This window comes from Phenylobacterium sp., from assembly GCF_036677185.1.
Taxonomy (GTDB): Bacteria; Pseudomonadota; Alphaproteobacteria; order Caulobacterales; family Caulobacteraceae; genus Phenylobacterium.
The window spans coordinates 241,146-258,300 of record NZ_JAKFEN010000015.1 but is presented as its reverse complement, the minus strand read 5'-3'; the positions used below and the strand labels follow the sequence as shown (position 1 = coordinate 258,300).

25 protein-coding genes are annotated in these 17,155 nt (G+C 69.5%); 11 read left to right on the top strand and 14 right to left on the bottom strand.

Annotated features, from left to right (window positions below; all coding sequences use genetic code 11):
• Window positions 1-129 precede the first annotated feature (129 nt).
• Both V6M51_RS06730 and V6M51_RS06725 read left to right on the top strand, forming a co-directional pair.
• Window positions 130-495, top strand: coding sequence for a response regulator (locus tag V6M51_RS06730; protein WP_254835534.1), 366 nt, complete (start codon window positions 130-132; stop codon window positions 493-495).
• On the top strand, window positions 492-1,319 hold the full coding sequence (locus tag V6M51_RS06725) for a CheR family methyltransferase (RefSeq protein WP_332765735.1): 828 nt from the start codon (window positions 492-494) through the stop codon (window positions 1,317-1,319). The genes V6M51_RS06730 and V6M51_RS06725 overlap by 4 nt, the downstream gene beginning before the upstream one ends.
• 80 nt (window positions 1,320-1,399) lie before the next feature.
• On the opposite strand, the gene V6M51_RS06720 is transcribed toward V6M51_RS06725, so the two are convergent.
• The 4 genes from V6M51_RS06720 to nepR are packed head-to-tail and all read right to left on the bottom strand — an operon-like array spanning window position 1,400 to window position 4,108.
• Window positions 1,400-1,537, bottom strand: coding sequence for an entericidin A/B family lipoprotein (locus tag V6M51_RS06720; RefSeq protein WP_332765733.1), 138 nt, complete (start codon window positions 1,535-1,537; stop codon window positions 1,400-1,402).
• Between the two features lie 45 nt (window positions 1,538-1,582).
• On the bottom strand, window positions 1,583-3,304 hold the full coding sequence (gene phyK / locus V6M51_RS06715) for a sensor histidine kinase PhyK (protein WP_332765731.1): 1,722 nt from the start codon (window positions 3,302-3,304) through the stop codon (window positions 1,583-1,585).
• Window positions 3,305-3,314: 10 nt separating this feature from the next.
• Window positions 3,315-3,920 (bottom strand): sigma-70 family RNA polymerase sigma factor, encoded by a 606-nt coding sequence (locus tag V6M51_RS06710; protein WP_305673654.1) that lies wholly within the window; start codon window positions 3,918-3,920, stop codon window positions 3,315-3,317.
• Entirely contained in the window at window positions 3,920-4,108 is a 189-nt protein-coding gene (nepR, locus tag V6M51_RS06705; RefSeq protein WP_305673673.1) for an anti-sigma T factor NepR, read from the bottom strand. The genes V6M51_RS06710 and nepR overlap by 1 nt, the downstream gene beginning before the upstream one ends.
• A gap of 219 nt (window positions 4,109-4,327) precedes the next feature.
• On the opposite strand from nepR, the gene phyR reads away from it, so the two are divergent.
• Window positions 4,328-5,125: an anti-anti sigma factor/receiver protein PhyR gene (phyR, locus tag V6M51_RS06700; protein ID WP_332765729.1), complete on the top strand. Its 798-nt coding sequence runs from the start codon at window positions 4,328-4,330 to the stop codon at window positions 5,123-5,125.
• Window positions 5,126-5,204: 79 nt separating this feature from the next.
• The gene (locus V6M51_RS06695) at window positions 5,205-5,378 is read left to right on the top strand and encodes a DUF1328 domain-containing protein (protein WP_332765727.1); all 174 of its coding nucleotides are present in this window, start codon (window positions 5,205-5,207) and stop codon (window positions 5,376-5,378) included.
• Between the two features lie 67 nt (window positions 5,379-5,445).
• Here the strand turns inward: V6M51_RS06695 and V6M51_RS06690 are convergent, their stop codons facing one another.
• Window positions 5,446-5,709, bottom strand: coding sequence for a hypothetical protein (locus V6M51_RS06690; RefSeq protein WP_332765725.1), 264 nt, complete (start codon window positions 5,707-5,709; stop codon window positions 5,446-5,448).
• Window positions 5,710-6,095: 386 nt separating this feature from the next.
• Here V6M51_RS06690 and V6M51_RS06685 point away from each other — a divergent pair, with 386 nt between their 5' ends.
• A complete protein-coding gene (locus tag V6M51_RS06685; protein WP_332765723.1) occupies window positions 6,096-6,422 on the top strand; it encodes a hypothetical protein in 327 nt (108 codons plus the stop codon).
• A 191-nt stretch (window positions 6,423-6,613) separates the two neighbouring features.
• Here the strand turns inward: V6M51_RS06685 and V6M51_RS06680 are convergent, their stop codons facing one another.
• Together V6M51_RS06680 and V6M51_RS06675 are read right to left on the bottom strand one after the other, a co-directional pair.
• Window positions 6,614-7,063, bottom strand: coding sequence for an OmpA family protein (locus tag V6M51_RS06680; RefSeq protein WP_332765721.1), 450 nt, complete (start codon window positions 7,061-7,063; stop codon window positions 6,614-6,616).
• Between the two features lie 85 nt (window positions 7,064-7,148).
• Window positions 7,149-7,505 (bottom strand): YMGG-like glycine zipper-containing protein, encoded by a 357-nt coding sequence (locus V6M51_RS06675; RefSeq protein WP_332765720.1) that lies wholly within the window; start codon window positions 7,503-7,505, stop codon window positions 7,149-7,151.
• 161 nt (window positions 7,506-7,666) lie between these two features.
• Here V6M51_RS06675 and V6M51_RS06670 point away from each other — a divergent pair, with 161 nt between their 5' ends.
• The gene (locus tag V6M51_RS06670) at window positions 7,667-8,548 is read left to right on the top strand and encodes a diacylglycerol/lipid kinase family protein (RefSeq protein WP_332765718.1); all 882 of its coding nucleotides are present in this window, start codon (window positions 7,667-7,669) and stop codon (window positions 8,546-8,548) included.
• Window positions 8,545-9,327: a metallophosphoesterase family protein gene (locus V6M51_RS06665; protein WP_332765716.1), complete on the top strand. Its 783-nt coding sequence runs from the start codon at window positions 8,545-8,547 to the stop codon at window positions 9,325-9,327. Before V6M51_RS06670 ends, V6M51_RS06665 begins: the two co-directional genes overlap by 4 nt.
• Window positions 9,328-9,381: 54 nt before the next feature.
• On the opposite strand, the gene V6M51_RS06660 is transcribed toward V6M51_RS06665, so the two are convergent.
• The 4 genes from V6M51_RS06660 to V6M51_RS06645 all read right to left on the bottom strand — a co-directional run bounded on the left by V6M51_RS06660 (window position 9,382) and on the right by V6M51_RS06645 (window position 11,034).
• Entirely contained in the window at window positions 9,382-9,555 is a 174-nt protein-coding gene (locus V6M51_RS06660; protein WP_332765714.1) for a DUF1328 domain-containing protein, read from the bottom strand.
• Between the two features lie 15 nt (window positions 9,556-9,570).
• A complete protein-coding gene (locus V6M51_RS06655) occupies window positions 9,571-10,254 on the bottom strand; it encodes a superoxide dismutase (RefSeq protein ID WP_332765712.1) in 684 nt (227 codons plus the stop codon).
• 67 nt (window positions 10,255-10,321) lie between these two features.
• Window positions 10,322-10,714 carry a hypothetical protein gene (locus tag V6M51_RS06650; RefSeq protein ID WP_332765711.1) on the bottom strand — a complete coding sequence of 131 codons (393 nt, stop codon included), beginning with the start codon at window positions 10,712-10,714 and terminating at the stop codon, window positions 10,322-10,324.
• The gene (locus V6M51_RS06645; protein WP_332765709.1) at window positions 10,711-11,034 is read right to left on the bottom strand and encodes a glycine zipper domain-containing protein; all 324 of its coding nucleotides are present in this window, start codon (window positions 11,032-11,034) and stop codon (window positions 10,711-10,713) included. The genes V6M51_RS06650 and V6M51_RS06645 overlap by 4 nt, the downstream gene beginning before the upstream one ends.
• 185 nt (window positions 11,035-11,219) lie before the next feature.
• Between V6M51_RS06645 and V6M51_RS06640 the strand changes: the two genes are divergently transcribed.
• Window positions 11,220-12,635 (top strand): HWE histidine kinase domain-containing protein, encoded by a 1,416-nt coding sequence (locus tag V6M51_RS06640; protein ID WP_332765707.1) that lies wholly within the window; start codon window positions 11,220-11,222, stop codon window positions 12,633-12,635.
• Here the strand turns inward: V6M51_RS06640 and V6M51_RS06635 are convergent.
• Window positions 12,632-13,429, bottom strand: coding sequence for an alpha/beta fold hydrolase (locus V6M51_RS06635; RefSeq protein ID WP_332765705.1), 798 nt, complete (start codon window positions 13,427-13,429; stop codon window positions 12,632-12,634). The genes V6M51_RS06640 and V6M51_RS06635 overlap by 4 nt on opposite strands.
• A complete protein-coding gene (locus tag V6M51_RS06630; RefSeq protein ID WP_332765703.1) occupies window positions 13,430-13,873 on the bottom strand; it encodes a MarR family winged helix-turn-helix transcriptional regulator in 444 nt (147 codons plus the stop codon). It abuts the gene before it with no gap.
• Window positions 13,874-13,974: 101 nt separating this feature from the next.
• Here V6M51_RS06630 and V6M51_RS06625 point away from each other — a divergent pair, with 101 nt between their 5' ends.
• Both V6M51_RS06625 and V6M51_RS06620 read left to right on the top strand, forming a co-directional pair.
• Window positions 13,975-14,946 (top strand): aldo/keto reductase, encoded by a 972-nt coding sequence (locus V6M51_RS06625; RefSeq protein ID WP_332765701.1) that lies wholly within the window; start codon window positions 13,975-13,977, stop codon window positions 14,944-14,946.
• Window positions 14,943-15,794: an SDR family NAD(P)-dependent oxidoreductase gene (locus tag V6M51_RS06620; RefSeq protein ID WP_332765699.1), complete on the top strand. Its 852-nt coding sequence runs from the start codon at window positions 14,943-14,945 to the stop codon at window positions 15,792-15,794. The genes V6M51_RS06625 and V6M51_RS06620 overlap by 4 nt, the downstream gene beginning before the upstream one ends.
• A 180-nt stretch (window positions 15,795-15,974) precedes the next feature.
• On the opposite strand, the gene V6M51_RS06615 is transcribed toward V6M51_RS06620, so the two are convergent.
• The gene (locus V6M51_RS06615; RefSeq protein ID WP_332765697.1) at window positions 15,975-16,607 is read right to left on the bottom strand and encodes a COQ9 family protein; all 633 of its coding nucleotides are present in this window, start codon (window positions 16,605-16,607) and stop codon (window positions 15,975-15,977) included.
• A gap of 177 nt (window positions 16,608-16,784) precedes the next feature.
• Here V6M51_RS06615 and rpsU point away from each other — a divergent pair, with 177 nt between their 5' ends.
• On the top strand, window positions 16,785-17,018 hold the full coding sequence (gene rpsU / locus V6M51_RS06610; RefSeq protein WP_091735317.1) for a 30S ribosomal protein S21: 234 nt from the start codon (window positions 16,785-16,787) through the stop codon (window positions 17,016-17,018).
• Window positions 17,019-17,155: the final 137 nt, after the last annotated feature.

The window sequence follows — 17,155 nt, the reverse complement described above, 5'->3', positions numbered from 1 at the left end:
TGAAAGGTGGGCTCGGAAAGTCTTGGGCCGCGGGGATCGCGCACGCATCGCAGTGCGAAATAATCTCGCGGCCATACCCCTCCTTAACCACCGGCGGAGCACAAGAAACGCAGGGGAAGGAGCATCCCGTTGAAGACCTGCCTAGTCGTCGACGACAGCCGGGTGATCCGCAAGGTCGCCCGCCGCATCCTGGAGGACATCGGCTTCGAGATCGCCGAGGCCGCCGACGGGATGGAGGCGCTCGCCTGGTGCCGAGCGGCCATGCCCGACGCCGTCCTGTTGGACTGGAACATGCCGCAGATGACCGGCATCGATTTCCTGCGCCACCTGCGGCTCGAGCCGGGCGGCAAGGCCCCCGTCGTGGTGTTTTGCACGGTCGAGAACGACCTGGCCCGCATCCGTGAGGCGCTCGACTGCGGTGCGGACGAATACATCATGAAGCCCTTCGACGGCGACATCATCGCCGCCAAGTTCGCCGAGGTGGGGCTGGTATGAGGCCGGAAGACCGCGAGCTTGTGGCCCAGCTCTGCGCGGCGCGCGCCGGGCTTCGGGTCGACCCCGACAAGACCTACCTGATCGAGAGCCGTCTGGCGCCCGTGGCGCGCCGGGAGGGCTTCGGCTCGATCCCCGACCTGCTGACCGCCCTTCGGACCAAGCGCGAGGACCGGCTGGCCTGGGCCATCGTCGAGGCCATGACCCAGTCGGAAACCGCCTTCTTCCGCGACCGTGCGCCGTTTTCGCTGTTCCGCGAAGAGGTGCTGCCGACCCTCGCCCGCGTGCGCGACGGCGAGCCCATCCGCATCTGGTCGGCCGCTTGCGGCTCGGGCCAGGAAGTCTATTCCCTGGCCATGATCGTCGAGGACGAGCGCGCCGAGATGCCGGGGATCAAGGTCGAGCTGTTCGGCTCCGACCTCTGCGAACGCCAGCTCGAAAAGGCCCAGAGCGGCCTCTACACCCAGTTCGAGGTGCAGCGCGGCCTGCCGATCCGCCAGCTCGTGCGCCACTTCGAGAAGGTCGACGACATGTGGGCCCTCTCGCCGCGGGTGCGCCAGATGGTGCGCTGGCGGCGGATCAACCTGGTGGCCGACCTGTCGACAGCCGGCCGCTTCGACGTGATCTTCTGCCGCTATGTGCTGTGCGATCTGGTCGAGCCGATGAAGGCCCGCCTGCTGGAGAACCTGGCCCGCGCGCTGAGCCCCGAGGGCTTCCTGTTCCTGGGTGAGGGCGAGATCGCCACGGGCTTCGAAGACGCCTTCCAGCCGGTCGCGGGCCGGCCGGGCCTGTTCGCCCGCAACCCCGCCTTCCGCGTCGCGGCCTAGAGCCCACAGCTCCTAGTCTCCAACGAAAAAGGCCCCGCCGCAGCGGGGCCTTTCCGTAGATGCTTGAGTCAGGCTCTCGCCTAGCGCTTGGCGTCCTCGGCCGTATCGCTGACGGCTTCGCCGGCGGCCTTCACGTCCTGGCCGGCGCCGGACACGGTGTTGCAGGCGCTGAGGGTCAGGCTCGCGGCCATAACGGCCAGGATGGCGAACATACGCATTGGGTGTCTCCAGGAATGATTGGAAATCTCGCGCACACCTAACGGTTAAGCCGCGGCCTGGTTCCCGTTGGCGGGGGCCGGTTTCGGCTGTGCGTCGGCCGAGGGCGTCGGGAAGATCAGCCGCGCGGTGATCCCGCCCTTGTCGTTGCGCACCAGCTCGGAGCGGCCGCGAAGCTGGCGGCCGAAGGCGGTCATCAGCGTGCGGCCGACGCCGGAGGAGACCAGGGCGTCGTCGGGGGCCGCGCCGTCGTCGCAGATCTCCAGCTCGGCTTCCTCGCCATGGACGCGGAAATTGACGCTGAGCGTGCCGCCGCGGCCGGCGAAGGCGTGTTTCTGGGCGTTGGTGATGGCCTCGACGGCGAACAGGGCCAGCGGCGCCAGGCGGTCGGGATCGATCACCAGGGCGTCCACGTGGATCTCGGTCTGGACATGGGCGCCGCGGATGGCGTCGGCCGAGACCAGCTGGGCGGTCAGCTCCTCCAGGAAGGCGCGCAGATCCACGCGCTTCAGATCCGGGCCCTGGTAGAGGGCGCGGTAGATCAAGGCGAGCGCGGTGATCCGCTGGCGCGTGTCGGACATGGCCGCCCGTGCGGCCGGGTCGGCCAGGGCCCGCTGCTGCATGTTCAACAGGGACGAGATGACCTGCAGGTTGTTCTTCACCCGGTGGTGGATCTCGCGCATCAGCGCGTCCTTCTGGGCGAGGCTGTCGCGCAGGGAGGCGTCGCGGCCGACGATGGCGTCGGCCATGTCCTCCAGGGTCTCGGCCAGGTCGCGGATCTCCGGCGGCATCTGTTCGGCCTGGACCGGCCGCACGCTGAGCCGGCCCCGCGCGTAGAGGGCGGCGATCCTTTGCAGATAGGCGATCCAGCGGGTGACCACGCGCTCGGTCACCACCGAGACGGCCGTCAGGGCCAGGATGAATGTCAGGATCGGGAAGGCCACGCCGGTCAGCGGGTTCAAGGTCGCCCAGGAGAAGATCCCGCCCGAGCGCGCCGAGAGGATCACATAGAGCTCGTCGCCCACCAGCGGGGCGGCGGAAAACACTCGCCGCTCGCCGCGCAGATCCTTGGCGTACCAGACCAGGGAGCCTTTCTTCTGCGCCTCGGCGCGCCAATCGGTCGGGAGGTCCGGGAAGGCCTCCTTGTCGGTGGCGTTGATAAAGCGCCCGCCGCCGTCGGCCAGGGCCACCTCGGCCTGCTCGGGCAGGGAGCGGTCGGCGGTGCGCGGCGCCAGGCTCTCCAGCGAGATCACCGCCACGAAGGCGCCGTCGAACCCCACGCGGGCGTCCCTCGCCGGCACCGCCGCCAGCAGGGCCGGAACGCGGGCGTATTCGGCGCCGGGATCGCGGGTGATGACCAGGTTGTCGCCGGCCGCCGTTCGCTTGAACCATTCCCGTCCGGCGCGGCCCGGATCGGCGGGCACATCGCTGGCGGCGCAGGCCACCCGGCCGCGCCGATCGAAGCGGATCAGATTGAAATAGCCCGGTATCCGGCTCGTCACCAAGTTGAGGCGGGTGGCGCAGTTCAGGCCCACCGAGCCCGGCGCCAGGGTCTGGAGCAGGATGTCGGCGGCTTCCATCCGCGCGCGGGCCGTGGCGGCGCTGCGTTCGGCGGAGGCCGCCAGCTCCTCGCGAAGTTGATCGGCGTCATGACGGAAGGCGATCGCCGACTGGATCACGCCCAGGATGAGAACCGGCAACAGGGCCGCCGCCAACGCCGCCGTCAGCCGGACCCTGATCGTTGACAGCGAACCCCAGGGCGAATGCATCGTCCTCTTTCTAGCGAACGGTGCTGAGACGCTCCGCGTCCGCCAGGATGGATCGCATGGCGTCGCCGGCCGCCCCGCCGTCGCGCTCATAAGAGCCGTCGTCGAGGATAACGTGCAAGGCCTTACGTGCGCGGCTGACGCGGCTCTTCACCGTGCCCACGGCGCAGCCGCAGATCTCGGCGGCCTCCTCGTAGGCGAAGCCGCCGGCGCCGACCAGGATCAGGGCCTCGCGCTGTTCGGCGGGGAGCTGGGCCAGGCTGAGCCGCAGTTCGTCCAGGGCCACCGGGGCCTCGGGATCGTCCACGGCCACCAGGGTCCGTTCGGCGGCCTCCTGGTCGAGTTGGGTCTGACGCCACGAGCGGCGCTTCTCCGAATAGAACTGGTTGCGCAGGATCATGAAGGTCCAGGCCTTCATGTTGGTGCCCATCTGGAAGCTGGCGCGAGCGTCCCACGCCTTCATCATGGCGTCCTGCGCCAGGTCGTCGGCCCCAGCCGGCTCTCCCGCCAGGGTGCGCGCGAAGGCCCGCAGGTGGGGAATGAGCTGGACCAGTTCGCGCTTGAACGCCTCATCGTCCGCAGGCGTGCGGGGGGGACGGTCGGCCCTATCTTCCGCCATCAGCCTTTCTCCGCAGACGTCTTGTCAGCCCTGCGGAGAATCTCAAGGAACTCGTCGGGGACAGGTTCGCTGACCACTTCGTCGAACATTTGACGCAGGCGCACGCCGATCGCCTGCTGACGCAGGCGGGCTTCGTCCAGAGCGGCTGACGCCCTGCGTCGTTCCTCTGTGGGTCGCTGTTCTATCATGTCGTCGGCGCTCGGCTTTCGCGGAGCCCGCCCCCTCGATACCTCTTCGTCGCGGCTCAACGTCCCATTCCGATCCGGGTTCCATGCGTGCGCCTTAAGATGCAGAAAACCACGTTCCGAGGGAACCGGTTCCCAAAGGCCACGTTTAGGCGCCTATGATGGGTGTCGGGGCTACGGCCCCGTGCGCTCGCATGGATTTCCTACGGGAGGGGTATTGCCTTGAGTCTTCTTGCCCGACTGGCGCCGCATCTGCCCTACGTGCGCCGCTATGCGCGCGCGCTTACCGGTGATCAGACCACCGGCGATCACTACGTCCGCGTCGCGCTGGAAGCACTGGCCGCGGGCGAACGCGTCCTGGAGTCGAATCTGACCCCCCGCGTCGCGCTCTACCACGTCTTCCACGCCATCTGGCTGTCCACCGGCGCCCAGCTCGAGGCCCCGACCGACGCCGCGGAGGGAGCCGACGACGCAAGCCGCCGCCTGATGCGCATCGCGCCGCGTTCGCGCCAGGCCTTCCTGCTCACCGCCCTCGAGGGCTTCACCCCGTCGGAGGCCGCCCAAATCCTGGGCGCCGACTTCGCCGAGGTCGAGCGGCTGATCGGCGAAGCCCAGGCCGAGATCGACGCCGAGCTGGCCACCGAGGTGTTGATCATCGAGGACGAACCGGTCATCGCCGCCGACATCGAGGCCCTGGTCACCGAACTGGGCCATACGGTGGTCGACATCGCCGCCACCCGCACCGAGGCGGTGGACGCCATCAACCGCCGCACGCCGGGCCTGGTGCTCGCCGACATCCAGCTCGCCGACGGTTCGTCGGGCATCGATGCGGTGAAGGACATCCTGGCCCGTTTCGACGTCCCGGTGATCTTCATCACCGCCTTCCCCGAGCGGCTGCTGACCGGGGAGCGTCCTGAACCGACCTTCCTGATCACCAAGCCGTTCCAGCCCGAAACCGTGAAGGCCGCCATCGGCCAGGCCCTGTTCTTCCACCCGAGGAACACCCGCAAGGCGGCGTAGGAACGCGACGCGTCCGTCGGCGTTCACCTGATCTCGCCGCGCCCCGCCGGGCGCGGCGTTTTCATTTCGGGAGTTCGCCATGCTGGGCTGGTCGCTGGTCTTCGCCGTTCTCGCCATCGTGGCGGGTTTCCTCGGATTCGTGGGGCTGGCCGGGCTCGCCGCCACCATCGCCAAGGTCCTGTTCGTGGTCTTCCTGGTCCTGCTGATCGCCAGCTTCGTGCTGCGGGCCGTGCGCGGCCAGTCGGTGCTCTGAGGCCGTCCCGCACCCAAACGAAAACGGCCGCCCGAGGGCGGCCGTTTCCATGTCCGGAATGTGGCGGTCAGCGACCGGGCGTGGGGGTGGTCTGCAGGGCCGCCGGCGCGGGCTCTCCCATGTCGAAGGCCTTGGCGTCGGCCGGCTGGCGCGCGTTGTTGGGCGCGGTCGAGGCCAGATCGTCCGCCCGCCAGCTCCAGGCGCCGAACAGGGCGAGCGCCGCGAGCGCCGTGGAGACGACGAGCACCCAGAACATGTGGACGCCCAGCCGTCCCTGCCGGGCGCGCGTCGCGCCGAGGCCGGTGCGGGAGAATCGGGAAATGGTGGCCATGCAATGGTCTCCTGAATGGGTCGGAGGCGGGAACTAGGGCAGGTAGCTGAACGGGCCGGGCGGCACCGGCCGCGCGGCGTCGTCACGGACGGCCGACATCTGGCCGAGGACGCCGCCAGCCACGGCGATGCTCAGGACCGCCGCGATCGCCATCCACCGCCGCCGCGCCATGCGCTGCCGACGGGAAGGTGTGGAGAAGAGAACCAGTCCGCCGTGCGGCGCCTCGTATCCGCGCATCATATTCGTCGCGCCCCTGCTCACGGGCGAAACGCCCGCACTTTGCTAACGTGCGGGGCGGGCCCGGTGTTCCCGGCTTGGCCGTGGCGCGGCGGCCTGCGTCGCCGGGCGGGTTCGCTTTTTGGGACGGAAGGGCCCATCTTAGGGCCATGAGCAAGTTCAAATCCCTGATCGCGGCCCTCCTGTTGCTGTCGCTGCCCCTGGCCGCCCAGGCCCTGGCGCCGGGCGACGCCGCGGCGTTCGAGGGCAAGCCGGTGATCGGCCAGGGCGGCGTCGTCCTGGGCCATGTGGAGCGCGTGATCCTGGGCGCGGACGGAGCGCCGGCCCAGGTGCTGGTGCGGCCCAAGGGCCTCCGGGCCGGCGGCCCCCGCAGCCTGTCCGTCAAGGCCTTGAAGGTCGAGGGCGGAAGCCTGAGCGCGCCCCTCACCAAGGCCGAATTCGACGCCATGCCGGCCATCGAACCGGCGCGCGAATAGGCGCAAATAAACTCGCCTATGCCGGGAACATAACATTCGGGTGTGGGTTTATTCGATGCGGAGGCGGCGACGCCCCCCCCGACTTGAGGCCGGCGACCATGCCGGTCTGCCGTCTCCGCACCCCTTTTTCTCGATGATGCAGACTTCGAGGCGGACCCCAGGTCCGCCTTCTTCTTTCGCCCGCCAGGGACCTAGCGGGGGGTGCTGAGCTCCACCGTCACATCGGCTCGGCGGCGCAGGGGCTGCAGATCCCCGGATCGGGTGATGGCGCCGCTCTGGCCGGCGGCCGTCAGGTCGAACTCCGCCGCCGGAAGGCCTGTGGCCGCCAGGGCTTCGCTCACCGAGGCGGCGCGCTTCTTCGAGAGCTCGAGGTTCGCGGCCGGGGCGCCGGCCGCGTCGGCCAGGCCCAGGACCGTGACTCGGTCCACCTTGCAGGTCTTGGCCTGGGTCGAGGCCTGGGCCAGCACCGCGCGGCCTTCCGAGGTGAGCTGGGCGCTGTCCGGTTCGAAATAGACCTGGACGGTGACGTCCTCGCAGCGCGAGGGCGCGGTGACGATGCGGTCGCGTCCCGTGCGCATGGCGCAGCCGGAGGTTGCAAGTCCCGCAACCAGGGTGATCGTCAAGATCGCCTGAGCCTTCATCCTACGCCCCTGTTTGCGCTGTCACGTGGAAAGGGCGGCCAGCATAGCCGACCGCCCTTCCGATACCAGTTCTGGCGCCGCCGTCTCAGCGGGGGCTGCCGTTTTCCCAGTAATACCGGCCGGAGGCGGAGTCGTAATAGTAGTACCGCCCGGCCCGCTCGTCGTAATACTGGCGCTTGTTGGGTGAGTTGGCGCCGCAGCCGCCGTCTTCGCGGCAGCCCTTGATCGCGCCGGCCGTGCCGCCGATGGCCGCGCCGATGGCGGCGCCCGTGCCGGCGTCGCCGGAACCCACATTATTGCCGATCACGGCGCCGGCCAGGGCGCCCAGGGCCGCTCCGCCCGCCGCGTTGCGTTCGACATTGCCGGTGGTGGTGCAGGCCGCGGCCAGCAGGCCGGCGCCGGCGATGGCGATCAGCGGCTTGAAAGATCCGTGCTTCAGCATCTCTGGGCTCTCCTTAAGCTTATCCCTCGTGCCGCAACGCGTCGGCGGTCGCGAGGGTTCCGGGCGCCCCGCGCCGGAACCGGCCGCGGACGGCGCCGTTTCGGAAACGCCGCCGTCTGCGTCATAAGGGCGCCGGATCGAGTGGGGCTAAGGACGACACAGTGGCGGGCAAGCCGAAGATTTCCAGAGTCGAGGTGGTGGTGAACATCGCTTCCGGCGGTGTTGAGCCGGGCGCCCCCGACGAGATACAGGCCCTGCTGGCCGAATGGGGCGTAAGGGCCACGGTCTGCGCGCCGGCGACCGGTGAGCTGGGCCGCTGCCTGCGCGATGCGATCGACGCGGCCCCCGACGTCGTGCTGGTGCTGGCCGGCGACGGCACCGCCCGGGCGGCGGCGGAGCTCGCTGGTCCCGACGGTCCCCTGATCGCCCCGCTGCCGGGCGGGACCATGAACATGCTGCCCCACGCGGTCTATGGCGTCGTTCCCTGGCAGGAGGCTTTGAAGACCATTCTCGAGAACGGCCGCGAACAGGCCATCGGCGGCGGCGAGATCGACGGCCGCACCTTCCTGGTGGCGGCGATCCTGGGGTCGCCCGCCCTCTGGGCGCCCGCCCGAGAGGCGGTTCGTGACGGGCAGTTGAGGCTGGCCGTGGCCCGCGCCCAGCGCGCCTGGCGCCGCGCCTTTTCCGGCCGCCTGCGCTACGCCCTCGACGGTGGGCCGCGGGGCAAGGCCGAGGCGCTCACCTTCCTCTGCCCGATGGCGTCGAAGGCCATGTCCAACGATGAACAGGCCCTGGAGGTCGCGGCCATCAATCCCAAGGGGCTGGCGGAGGCCGCCCGCATGGGAATCAAGGCCATCGTCGACGACTGGCGCAACGATCCGGCGGTGGAGGTGCGGTCCTGCCATTCGGCCGGGGTCTGGGCGGCGGGCCGCATCCCCGCCGTGCTGGACGGCGAGCCCGTGCGCCTGAGCGCCACCACCCGGGTGACCTGGCGGCCGAAGGTGGCGCGAATCCTCGCCCCGCCAGCGGAGCATGGTGTTTGATCCGCCTGGCGCACCTGTCGGACATCCATTTCGGCGGCGAGAACGTCGCCGCGGTGACCGGCGCGGCCGAGGTCCTGCGCGGCGGCGGCTTCGACCTGACCATCATCTCCGGCGACCTGACCCAATTCGGCGAGATCGGCGAGTTCGAGGCCGCCGCGGCCTGGATCAAGACCCTGCCGGGCCCCGTCCTGGTGACGCCCGGCAATCACGACGCCCCCTATATCGCCTGGTTCGAGCGGTTCTTCTCGCCGTTTGGACGGTTCCAGCGGCTGATCGGCCAGGTCGAGGGCCAGACCCACGTGTCGCCCGGCCTGGCCGTGTTCGGTGTCAACACGGCCCGCGGCGTCCAGCCGCGCGCCAACTGGTCGAAGGGTCAGATCTCACGGCGCCAGACCGCGCGCGCGCGCGACTGGCTCTGCGCGGCGCCCGAAGGCCAGCTCAAGGTGCTGGTCTGCCATCACCCGCTGGCCGAGATGATCGGCGGCCCGATGACCGCCAGGGTCTGGGGGGGCGAGGCGGCGGCCAAGGCGTTTTCGGAATGCCGGGTCGACCTGGTGCTGTCGGGCCATATCCACGCGCCCTTCGCCTGGCCCTACCCGTTCGGCGACCGACGGACCTATGCGGCGGGGGCCGGGACCCTTTCACTGCGCGAACGCGGCGTGCCGGCCGGATTCAACATCGTCGAAGCCGACGAGCGTGAAATCCACGTCAGGGCCCAGGCCTGGAAGGGCTCTCATTACGAGACCTCGCGCACATGGTCGATGGACCGCAGGCAATAGAACGCCCGCCTTCCGAGGAAGGCGGGCGGCATTAGTTGTCGATTCCTGGAGCGGCTAAAGTGCGCCGCGCCCTCGCACCATGTGCATGACGAGGGAAACCACGAACAGCACCAGGAAGACGAAGAACAGAATTTTGGCGACACCGATCGCCGCGCCGGCGATAGAGGTGAAGCCTAGAAGACCGGCGATCAGAGCGACCACCAGGAAAGTCAAAGCCCAACCGAGCATAGTCGTTCCTCCGATTTAGCGTCCCAGATTCGAACGCCTTTCACCCGCTCCCGTTCCCGAAGACGTGGTGGGATGTGGATGACGCCAGATTTCGCCGTGTCCGCACGCCACCGCATACTGGTCGCCCGCGAAGGACCAATTGGGCAGGGCGTCGAACCAGGCCCCCAGGAAGGCCGCGCGGTCGTTCTTGTGGTCGAGATAGTAGGCGTGCTCCCACAGGTCGCAGACCAGGAGCGGGGTCAGGCCCTGGTGGGTGAGCAGGTTGTCGCCGTCATGGGTGTCGACCAGCTTGAGCGTCTCGCCCTCGGCCGCCAGCCAGACCCAGCCCGAGCCGAAATGGGCGGCGCCGAGTTCGACGAACTTCGCCCTGAATTCGCCCAGGCCGCCGAGGTCGCGGTCGATCGCCTGGGCGAGATCCCCGCCCGGCGTCTGGGCCTTGGGGGTCATGCAGGTCCACAAGAAGGTGTGGTTCCAGAGTTGGGCGGCGTTGTCGAAGAGCTTCTTCGCGTCCGCCTTGCCGGCCGCCGCGCGGATCACCTCCTCGAGACTGGCGGGCGTCTCGCCCTGCTTGGCCAGCAGCTCGTTGGTCGTGTCGACGTACTTCCGGTGATGCTTCTCGTGATGCAGGTGCATGGTCGCCCGGCCGATCACCGGCTCCAGGGCGGCGTGGTCGCAGGGCAGCGGCGGAAGCTCGAACATGGGATCATCCTGGGGAGGCGCGGTAAGCCCGCTGTCCCTGGAAACCCCCCTCCGGGCGATTGGTTCGCTATTTCTTGGAGGCGCGGCCGGCCATGACCGCCGAGACGACGGCGGCGGTGATCTTCGGGTTCTTCAAGGCGACGGCCGCGGCGGCGACCACCACGCCGGCGGCCACCCAAGGCTTGTCGCGGGCCAATTCGAAGATGCGCGAGGTCAGGTCTTTCTCTTGGCTGGCGACGTTCGGTTGTTTCGGCGGACTGGCGCGGATCAGCAGGATCGTGGCCAGGATGGCCATCAGCACCGTCGCCGCGCCGGCGACGATCACCGACGCCCAGGCGGGGCCTACCCAGGGCAGGGCCGCGGCGTGCAGGGCCATGGCCAGGGCGACAACGCAAACAACCGCCGCCGCGGCGAGGGCGGCGACGGCGATGGCGAAATAGACCGCTTTCTTCAGGATCAACGCTTGCGGCCGCTGGCCAGCAGCAGCCCGATCAGCAGTCCGGCGCCCAGGGCGGCGCCCGCGGCGATCAGGGGACGTTCCTTCACGCGCTCGACGACGTAGCGCTGGGCCTCGTCGATGTGCTGGCCGGCGTTGTCGGCATAGGTGCGGGACTGGGCGCGGACCTGTTCCAGCCCCTCGGTGACCACTCTCTCAAAGCGCTTGGCGGCGTCGTTGAAGCTGCGCTGGGCCTCGGCGGTCAGCTTGGCGGCGGACTCGGTGACCGCGTTGGTCGCGGCGCGCGCCTCGTCGGTGGCATGGTCGATGGCGTTCGTGCCCATGTGGGTGCTCTCCAAATGTTCAGCAGGCCTCAAGCAAGGGCGCCCGGGCGTTACAGCCCAAACGCCACACATATTAGGCGGTTCCGCCAGGCGGCGGAAGTCGGTTGACTGACGTTCCACCAAAAGCCTGGGTGCAACTCTCGGTTCCTGTCGCTTCGCGGCGAACCCGGCTTTAAGGTGCGGCTATGGCGAAGACCGCCTCCGAACCTAACCTCGACAGGGAACGCCTCGAGCTGGCGCTCCAATCGGCGCGCCTGGGCGAGTACGAGTGGGACATGATCCGCGACATCTTCCGCGTCAGCGCGCGGATGTCGGCGATCACCGGCCTGCCGCAAGGCGACCTGAACGCCGAGAAAGGCGAGGCGCTCTATCGCGGCCTCCACCCCGACGATCGCGACGCCACCCGCAAGACCATGGAAGCCTCCATGCGCGCCTCGGGGCGGTTCGAGACCGAATACCGGCGGATCCGCGAGGATGACGGCCGCACGGTCTGGATGCGGTCGTCCGGCCTGCTGGTGCGCGACGAGGACGGCCGCCCCATCCGGGTCTGCGGCGTCGTTCAGGACGTCAGCAACCTCCACCTGGAGGAGGACCGCCGCCGCACCCTGATGGCCGAGCTGGACCACCGGGTGAAGAACGTCCTGGCCACGGTCCAGGCCCTGGCCTTCCAGACCGCTAAGCGCACCACCTCGCTCGACAGTTTCCTGGCCACCTTCGCCGGGCGGCTGAAGGCGATGGGCTCGGCCAACGAATTGCTGACCGCCGCCCGCTGGCGCGGCGCTGCGATCGCCCACCTCGCCGCCGCGGAGCTAGGCGGCCTGGCGCCTGGCCAGACCCGGTGGGAGGGGCCCGAGCTGTTCCTCACGCCCCGCGCGGCCAACGCCCTGTCGCTGGCCCTGCACGAACTGGCCACCAATGCGGTGAAGTTCGGGGCGCTCTCCACGGAGTCCGGCCGCGTGGATCTGCGCTGGGCGCGGATCGCCGACGGCGGGTTCGAGCTGTTCTGGACCGAGAGCGGCGGGCCGCCCGTCAATCCGCCGACCCGCCAGGGCTTCGGCTCCACCCTGCTGGCCCAGGTGACCGGGCGCGAGCTGAACGGTGAGACCGAGGTCGAGTACCGCCGGGCCGGGGTGCGGGTGCGGTTGCGCGCCAGTCCCGCGGCGGTGGTCGCACGACCCGAGACCGTGCCCGAGGCGCCGGCGCGCCAGCCGATCGAAATGGTCTCGACGCCCACCGGCCCGACCGATCTCACCGGCTCGCGGGTGCTGATCGTCGAGGACGCCGTGCTGCTGGCCCTCGAGCTGGAGACCGGCCTGTCCGAGGCCGGCGCCGAGGTCATCGGCCCCGCCTACGAGCTTTCCGAGGCCATGGCCCTGCTGAACCAGCGGATCGACGCGGCCGTGCTCGACGCCAATCTCAACGGCCTGTCGGTGACCCCGGTGGCCGAGGCCCTGGCGGCGCGCGGCATTCCCTTCGTGTTCGCCACCGGCTACGGCGATTCCGGCGGCGCCCCCCTGGGTTTCGACGCCCCGATCATCCGCAAGCCCTATGACGTCACCCAGGTGGCGGCGGCGGTGGCGGCGGTCCTGCGCGCGGTCTAACCGCTCAGGAATTCGACCATGGCCGGGACCGCGGCGCGGTCCTGCAGCATGAACAGGTGCCCGCCTTCGAAGAAGCGCAGGGTCGCGCCCGGGATCCGGACGGCCATCTTCTCCTGGGTCTCCGGCAGGGCCACGCCGTCGTAGCGGCCGGCCGCGATCAGGGTCGGGGCCGCGATGTCCCCGAGCCGATCCCAGGTGTCGTGATCCTTCCGGGCTTCGAGCTGACGATGGGCGCCCTGCCTGCGGCCGGGCTCTTCGGCGAAGGGATCGGCCGATCCCAGGGCCACCAGTTGGGCGTAGGTCTCGGGATTGGCGGTCGCCCAGGCGGCGTCGCGGCGGGTGTCGGAGATCGGGATCAGGTGTTTGGCCCTGGCCTCGCCGGTCAGGTGTTCGATCTCATGGAACGGATAGGAAGCGCCGCCGGCTCCGCCGGGCGAGGTGCAGGCCAGGACCAGGCGATCGATCCGCGCCGGATGCCGCAGGGCCAGCTCCTGGGCCACCATGCCGCCGAACGAGACGCCCACCACATGGGCCTGGTCCCAGCCGAGATGGGCCATCAGCCCCGCGGCGTCGTCGGCATAGTCGGCCATGCTGTAGGGCCGGTCGGGCTTGCCGGACCGGCCAAGTCCCCTCTGGTCGTGGGAGACCAGATCGAACGCCCTGGCCAGCGGCCCGTCGAACTGGTTGGGCTTGTTGCGCAGGTCGCCGCCAGTGCCGGAGATGAACAGCAGGGGCGACCCCTCGCCGGCCCGTTCGAAATAGATATCAAGTCCGTTCACATGCACGGTCGGCATTCAGTCTTTTCCCTGAGCCACGGCGGCCATCAGGCGCACCAGGTGAGCGCGATCCTCCAGCGTCAGCCGCGCCAGCATGCTGCGGGAATTCTCCATCTGACCGGCCCGCAGGCGTTCGGTCAGGGCCTGGCCGTCGGGAGTCAGCTCCACCCGCATCACCCGCCGGTCGCTGGTGCGCCGCCGGCGCGCCACCAGGCCGCGCTTCTCCAGACGGTCCAGGGCCGAGGATACGGTGGAATCCGGCGCGTCCAAGGTCTGGGCCAGGCCTCGCACCGTCCAGTCGCCGGCCTCGGCCAGCATGTTGAGCAGGCCGACATCGTTGATGTGCAGGTCGGCATAGGCGCTGCCGGCCAGTAGGCCGGGCTCCAGCTTGAACTGCCGCATCAAGGCGCCGATGGCGGCCGTGAGGGCCCGGGCCTGGCTGTCGTCGACCGTGCGAGTCATCGAGCGGGAGCCTAACCGCCGCGAACGCGGCTGTCGCCTTGACAGGAATTCCGAAAGGCGGATATTCCGATCATCGGAATATATCTCTGGAGGATCGCGCCGTGAAGACCTCGAAGCTCGGTTCCGTGGGAGATGTCAGCCGCCTGACCCTGGGCGGAGGCGGCATCGGTCAGATCTGGGGCCCAACCGGCCGCGACGAGACCGTGGCCACCCTGCGGGCGGCGGTCGAGGCCGGGATCGACCTGATCGACACCGCGCCCACGTACTTCAACTGCGAGGCCGTCGTCGGCGAGACCTTCGAGGGCGCGCCGCCGGCCCATCTGAAATTCACGACCAAGTGCGTCCTAGGTTCGCCGCCGCCGGGCGAGGCCGCGGCGCGGCTGGAGGCCTCCCTGGACGCGACCCTGGCGGCCATGCGGCTGAAGCGGGTCGATGTCTTCTTCCTGCATTCCAGCATCGCGCCGGACGACTACGCCTATGCCCATGGAGACGCGCGCCGCGATGAGTTCTCCACCCGCTGGTCGATCTACGCGGACGAGGTGGTCCCGGCCTTCGAGCGGCTGGTCGCCCAGGGCCGGATCGGCGCCTGGGGGATCACGGGCATCGGCGTGCCGCGATCGATCCTGGCGGCCCTGGCGCGCGACCCCGCCCCGGCGGTCGTCCAGGTGATCACCAACCTGCTGGATTCGGCAGGCGGCATCCGCCGCTTCGCCGAGCCGGCCAATCCGCGCGCCATCCTGGCCGCCGCCCTGGCGCGCGGCGTCGGCGTGATGGGCATCCGCGCCGTCCAGGCTGGGGCGCTGACCCGGGCCTTCGACCGGCCCGTCTCGCCCAACCATCCCGACGCCAAGGACTTCGAGCGCGCCGCGCCCTACCGGGCGCTGTGCGCGGCCTGGGGCGAGGACCCGGCCATCATCGCCCACCGCTATGCGCTGGGCCTGCCGGGCGTCGACACCCTGGTCCTGGGGGTCAAGAACCGGGACGAATTGAACCAGGCCCTTGCGGCGGAGGCGGCCGGACCGCTCGACGCCGGCCAACTCGCCCAGATCGAACAGCTAGGATTGCGGACATGAAAAGCGTCGTCGTCACGGGCGTCTCCACCGGCATCGGCTGGGGGGTGACCAAGGTCCTGATCGCCCAGGGGTTTCGGGTGTTCGGCAGCGTGCGCAAGCAGGCCGACGCCGACCGCCTGCGCCAGGAGTTCGGCGAGCGCTATGTTCCGCTGATCTTCGACGTCACCGACGAGGCCGCGGTGCGGGCCGCGGCGGCCACGGTCGCCGAGGCGCTCGGCGGAGAGACCCTGGCCGGGGTGGTCAACAACGCCGGCATGGCGGTGGCTGGGCCCCTGATGAACCTCCCCATCGCCGAGTTCCGGCACCAGATCGAGGTCAACCTGACCGGGGTCGTCATCGTGACCCAGGCCTTCGGGCCGCTGCTTGCGCCCGGCGACGGCCGGACGGGCAAGCCGGGCCGGATCGTCAATATCAGCTCGGTGGGCGGGCGTAACGCGACGCCGTTCGTGGGGCCTTACAACGCCTCGAAGTTCGCCGTGGAGGGCTTGTCGCTGGCCCTGCGGCGGGAATTGCTACTGCTCGGAGTCGACGTCATCGTCATCGCGCCCGGCGCCGTGGCCACCCCGATCTGGGGCAAGGCCAAGGAGGAAGACATCCTCCCCTATCGCGACACGCCGTTCTATCCGGCCCTGCAGAAGGTCCACGCCTATATGAACGGTCTCGGCGCGACCGGCCTTCCGCCGGAGGTCATCGGCGAGGCCGTGGCCAAGGCGCTCACCCTGGCCAAGCCCAAGCCGCGCTACACCGTCACCCCCGATCCGTTCCGCAACTTTCTGGGCGAGGTCATGCCCACGCGGATGTTCGACAGGATGATCGGCGGCCGGCTGGGATTACTGCCGAAGGCGTGACGTAGGGTTCCGGTGGCCGACCTCCCCCCACACCTGCTCGTCATCCTCGACCGCGCGCAGCGCGTGTCGGGGATCCATACGCGCCGGACTCACAGATAAGGTCCGCTGACTCGGAGGTCATGGATGGCCGGGACTACGCCCGGCCATGACGATCATGGGGAGGAATCGTTCGGGCGGTCGTTACCCGTAGCGGAGCTTGGCCAGGGCGGCGGCCAGGTCCTTCAGCAGGTCGCCGGTCTTCAGTCCGGCCTTCCAGGTTTCGAAGGCCATGACGTTCTCGATGCGGGCGTCGACGAAGCTCATGGCCTCGTCCTTGCCGCCCGACAGCCGGATGGCGAGCGCCGAGGCCAGGATGCCGGCCAGGATCGCACGCTTGGAATAGTGGTTCTCGTCGGTGGCGGTGTCGCCGGCCCAGCGCCACAGCTTGTCGGCGCTATCCCACAGCAGCCGCGCGGCCAGCGGCAGGTGGAGCGGCAGGGCCAGATAGCCCGCCCAGCGGCGCACGGCCGCCTCGTCCTTCGCCGCGGCGTCCAGGCGCGCCTCGACGGCGGCGCGGATCCTGGCGCGGATCTTCAGGCCGGCGGGGTCGGGCAGGGCGGCCAGGGCCGCTGAATCATGCCGCCGCGCCAGCAGGGCGGCGAGGTCCGCCGGTCCATGCGGCAGCAGAAGTTCGGTCTCGGCCGCCGACAGCCCGCAGGCCTGGCCGGCCGCGCGCACCGTCGGCCAGGTGAAGCCCTGGGTGGTGACGCGCGTGAGCGCGGCGTCCAGCACCAGTTGCTCGGTGGTTTCGGCCCAGTCGTCTTGGTTCGCCATGGCCTCTTTTAACCGGCCTTTTTGCGCCTGTCCGCCGTGGACATCGGCTGATCGTTCTGCTATCTGCCCGCCCTCAACTCGAAGGCCGCAAGCCATCGAGTAAAAAAGCTTTTGTCCGTTCGCCGCCGCCTGACCCCAGGATTGGCCGAGCGGGAACGGGTAATAGGAGAGAGACCTCTGGTTCAGATTTTCGTTCGCGACAACAACGTCGATCAGGCCCTCAAGGCGCTGAAGAAGAAGATGCAGCGCGAGGGCTCGTTCCGCGAGATGAAGCGGCACGTGCATTATGAGAAGCCGAGCGAGAAGCGCGCCCGCCAGAAGGCCGAGGCCGTTCGCCGCGCCCGCAAGCTGGCTCGCAAGCGCGCCCAGCGCGAAGGCCTGATCGCCGCGCCGAAGAAGCCCGCGCGGTAGGACTTCCTTCAAAGCCAAGCTTTATAAGGCCGTGCGGGTTCCGTGCGGCCTTTTTGCTGCCCAGAGCGCTGCATTGGCGCGTATTGCGTTCACCGAACCGCGATGTTCGGTCGCGCGGCACGGGCCTTGCTGGAGTT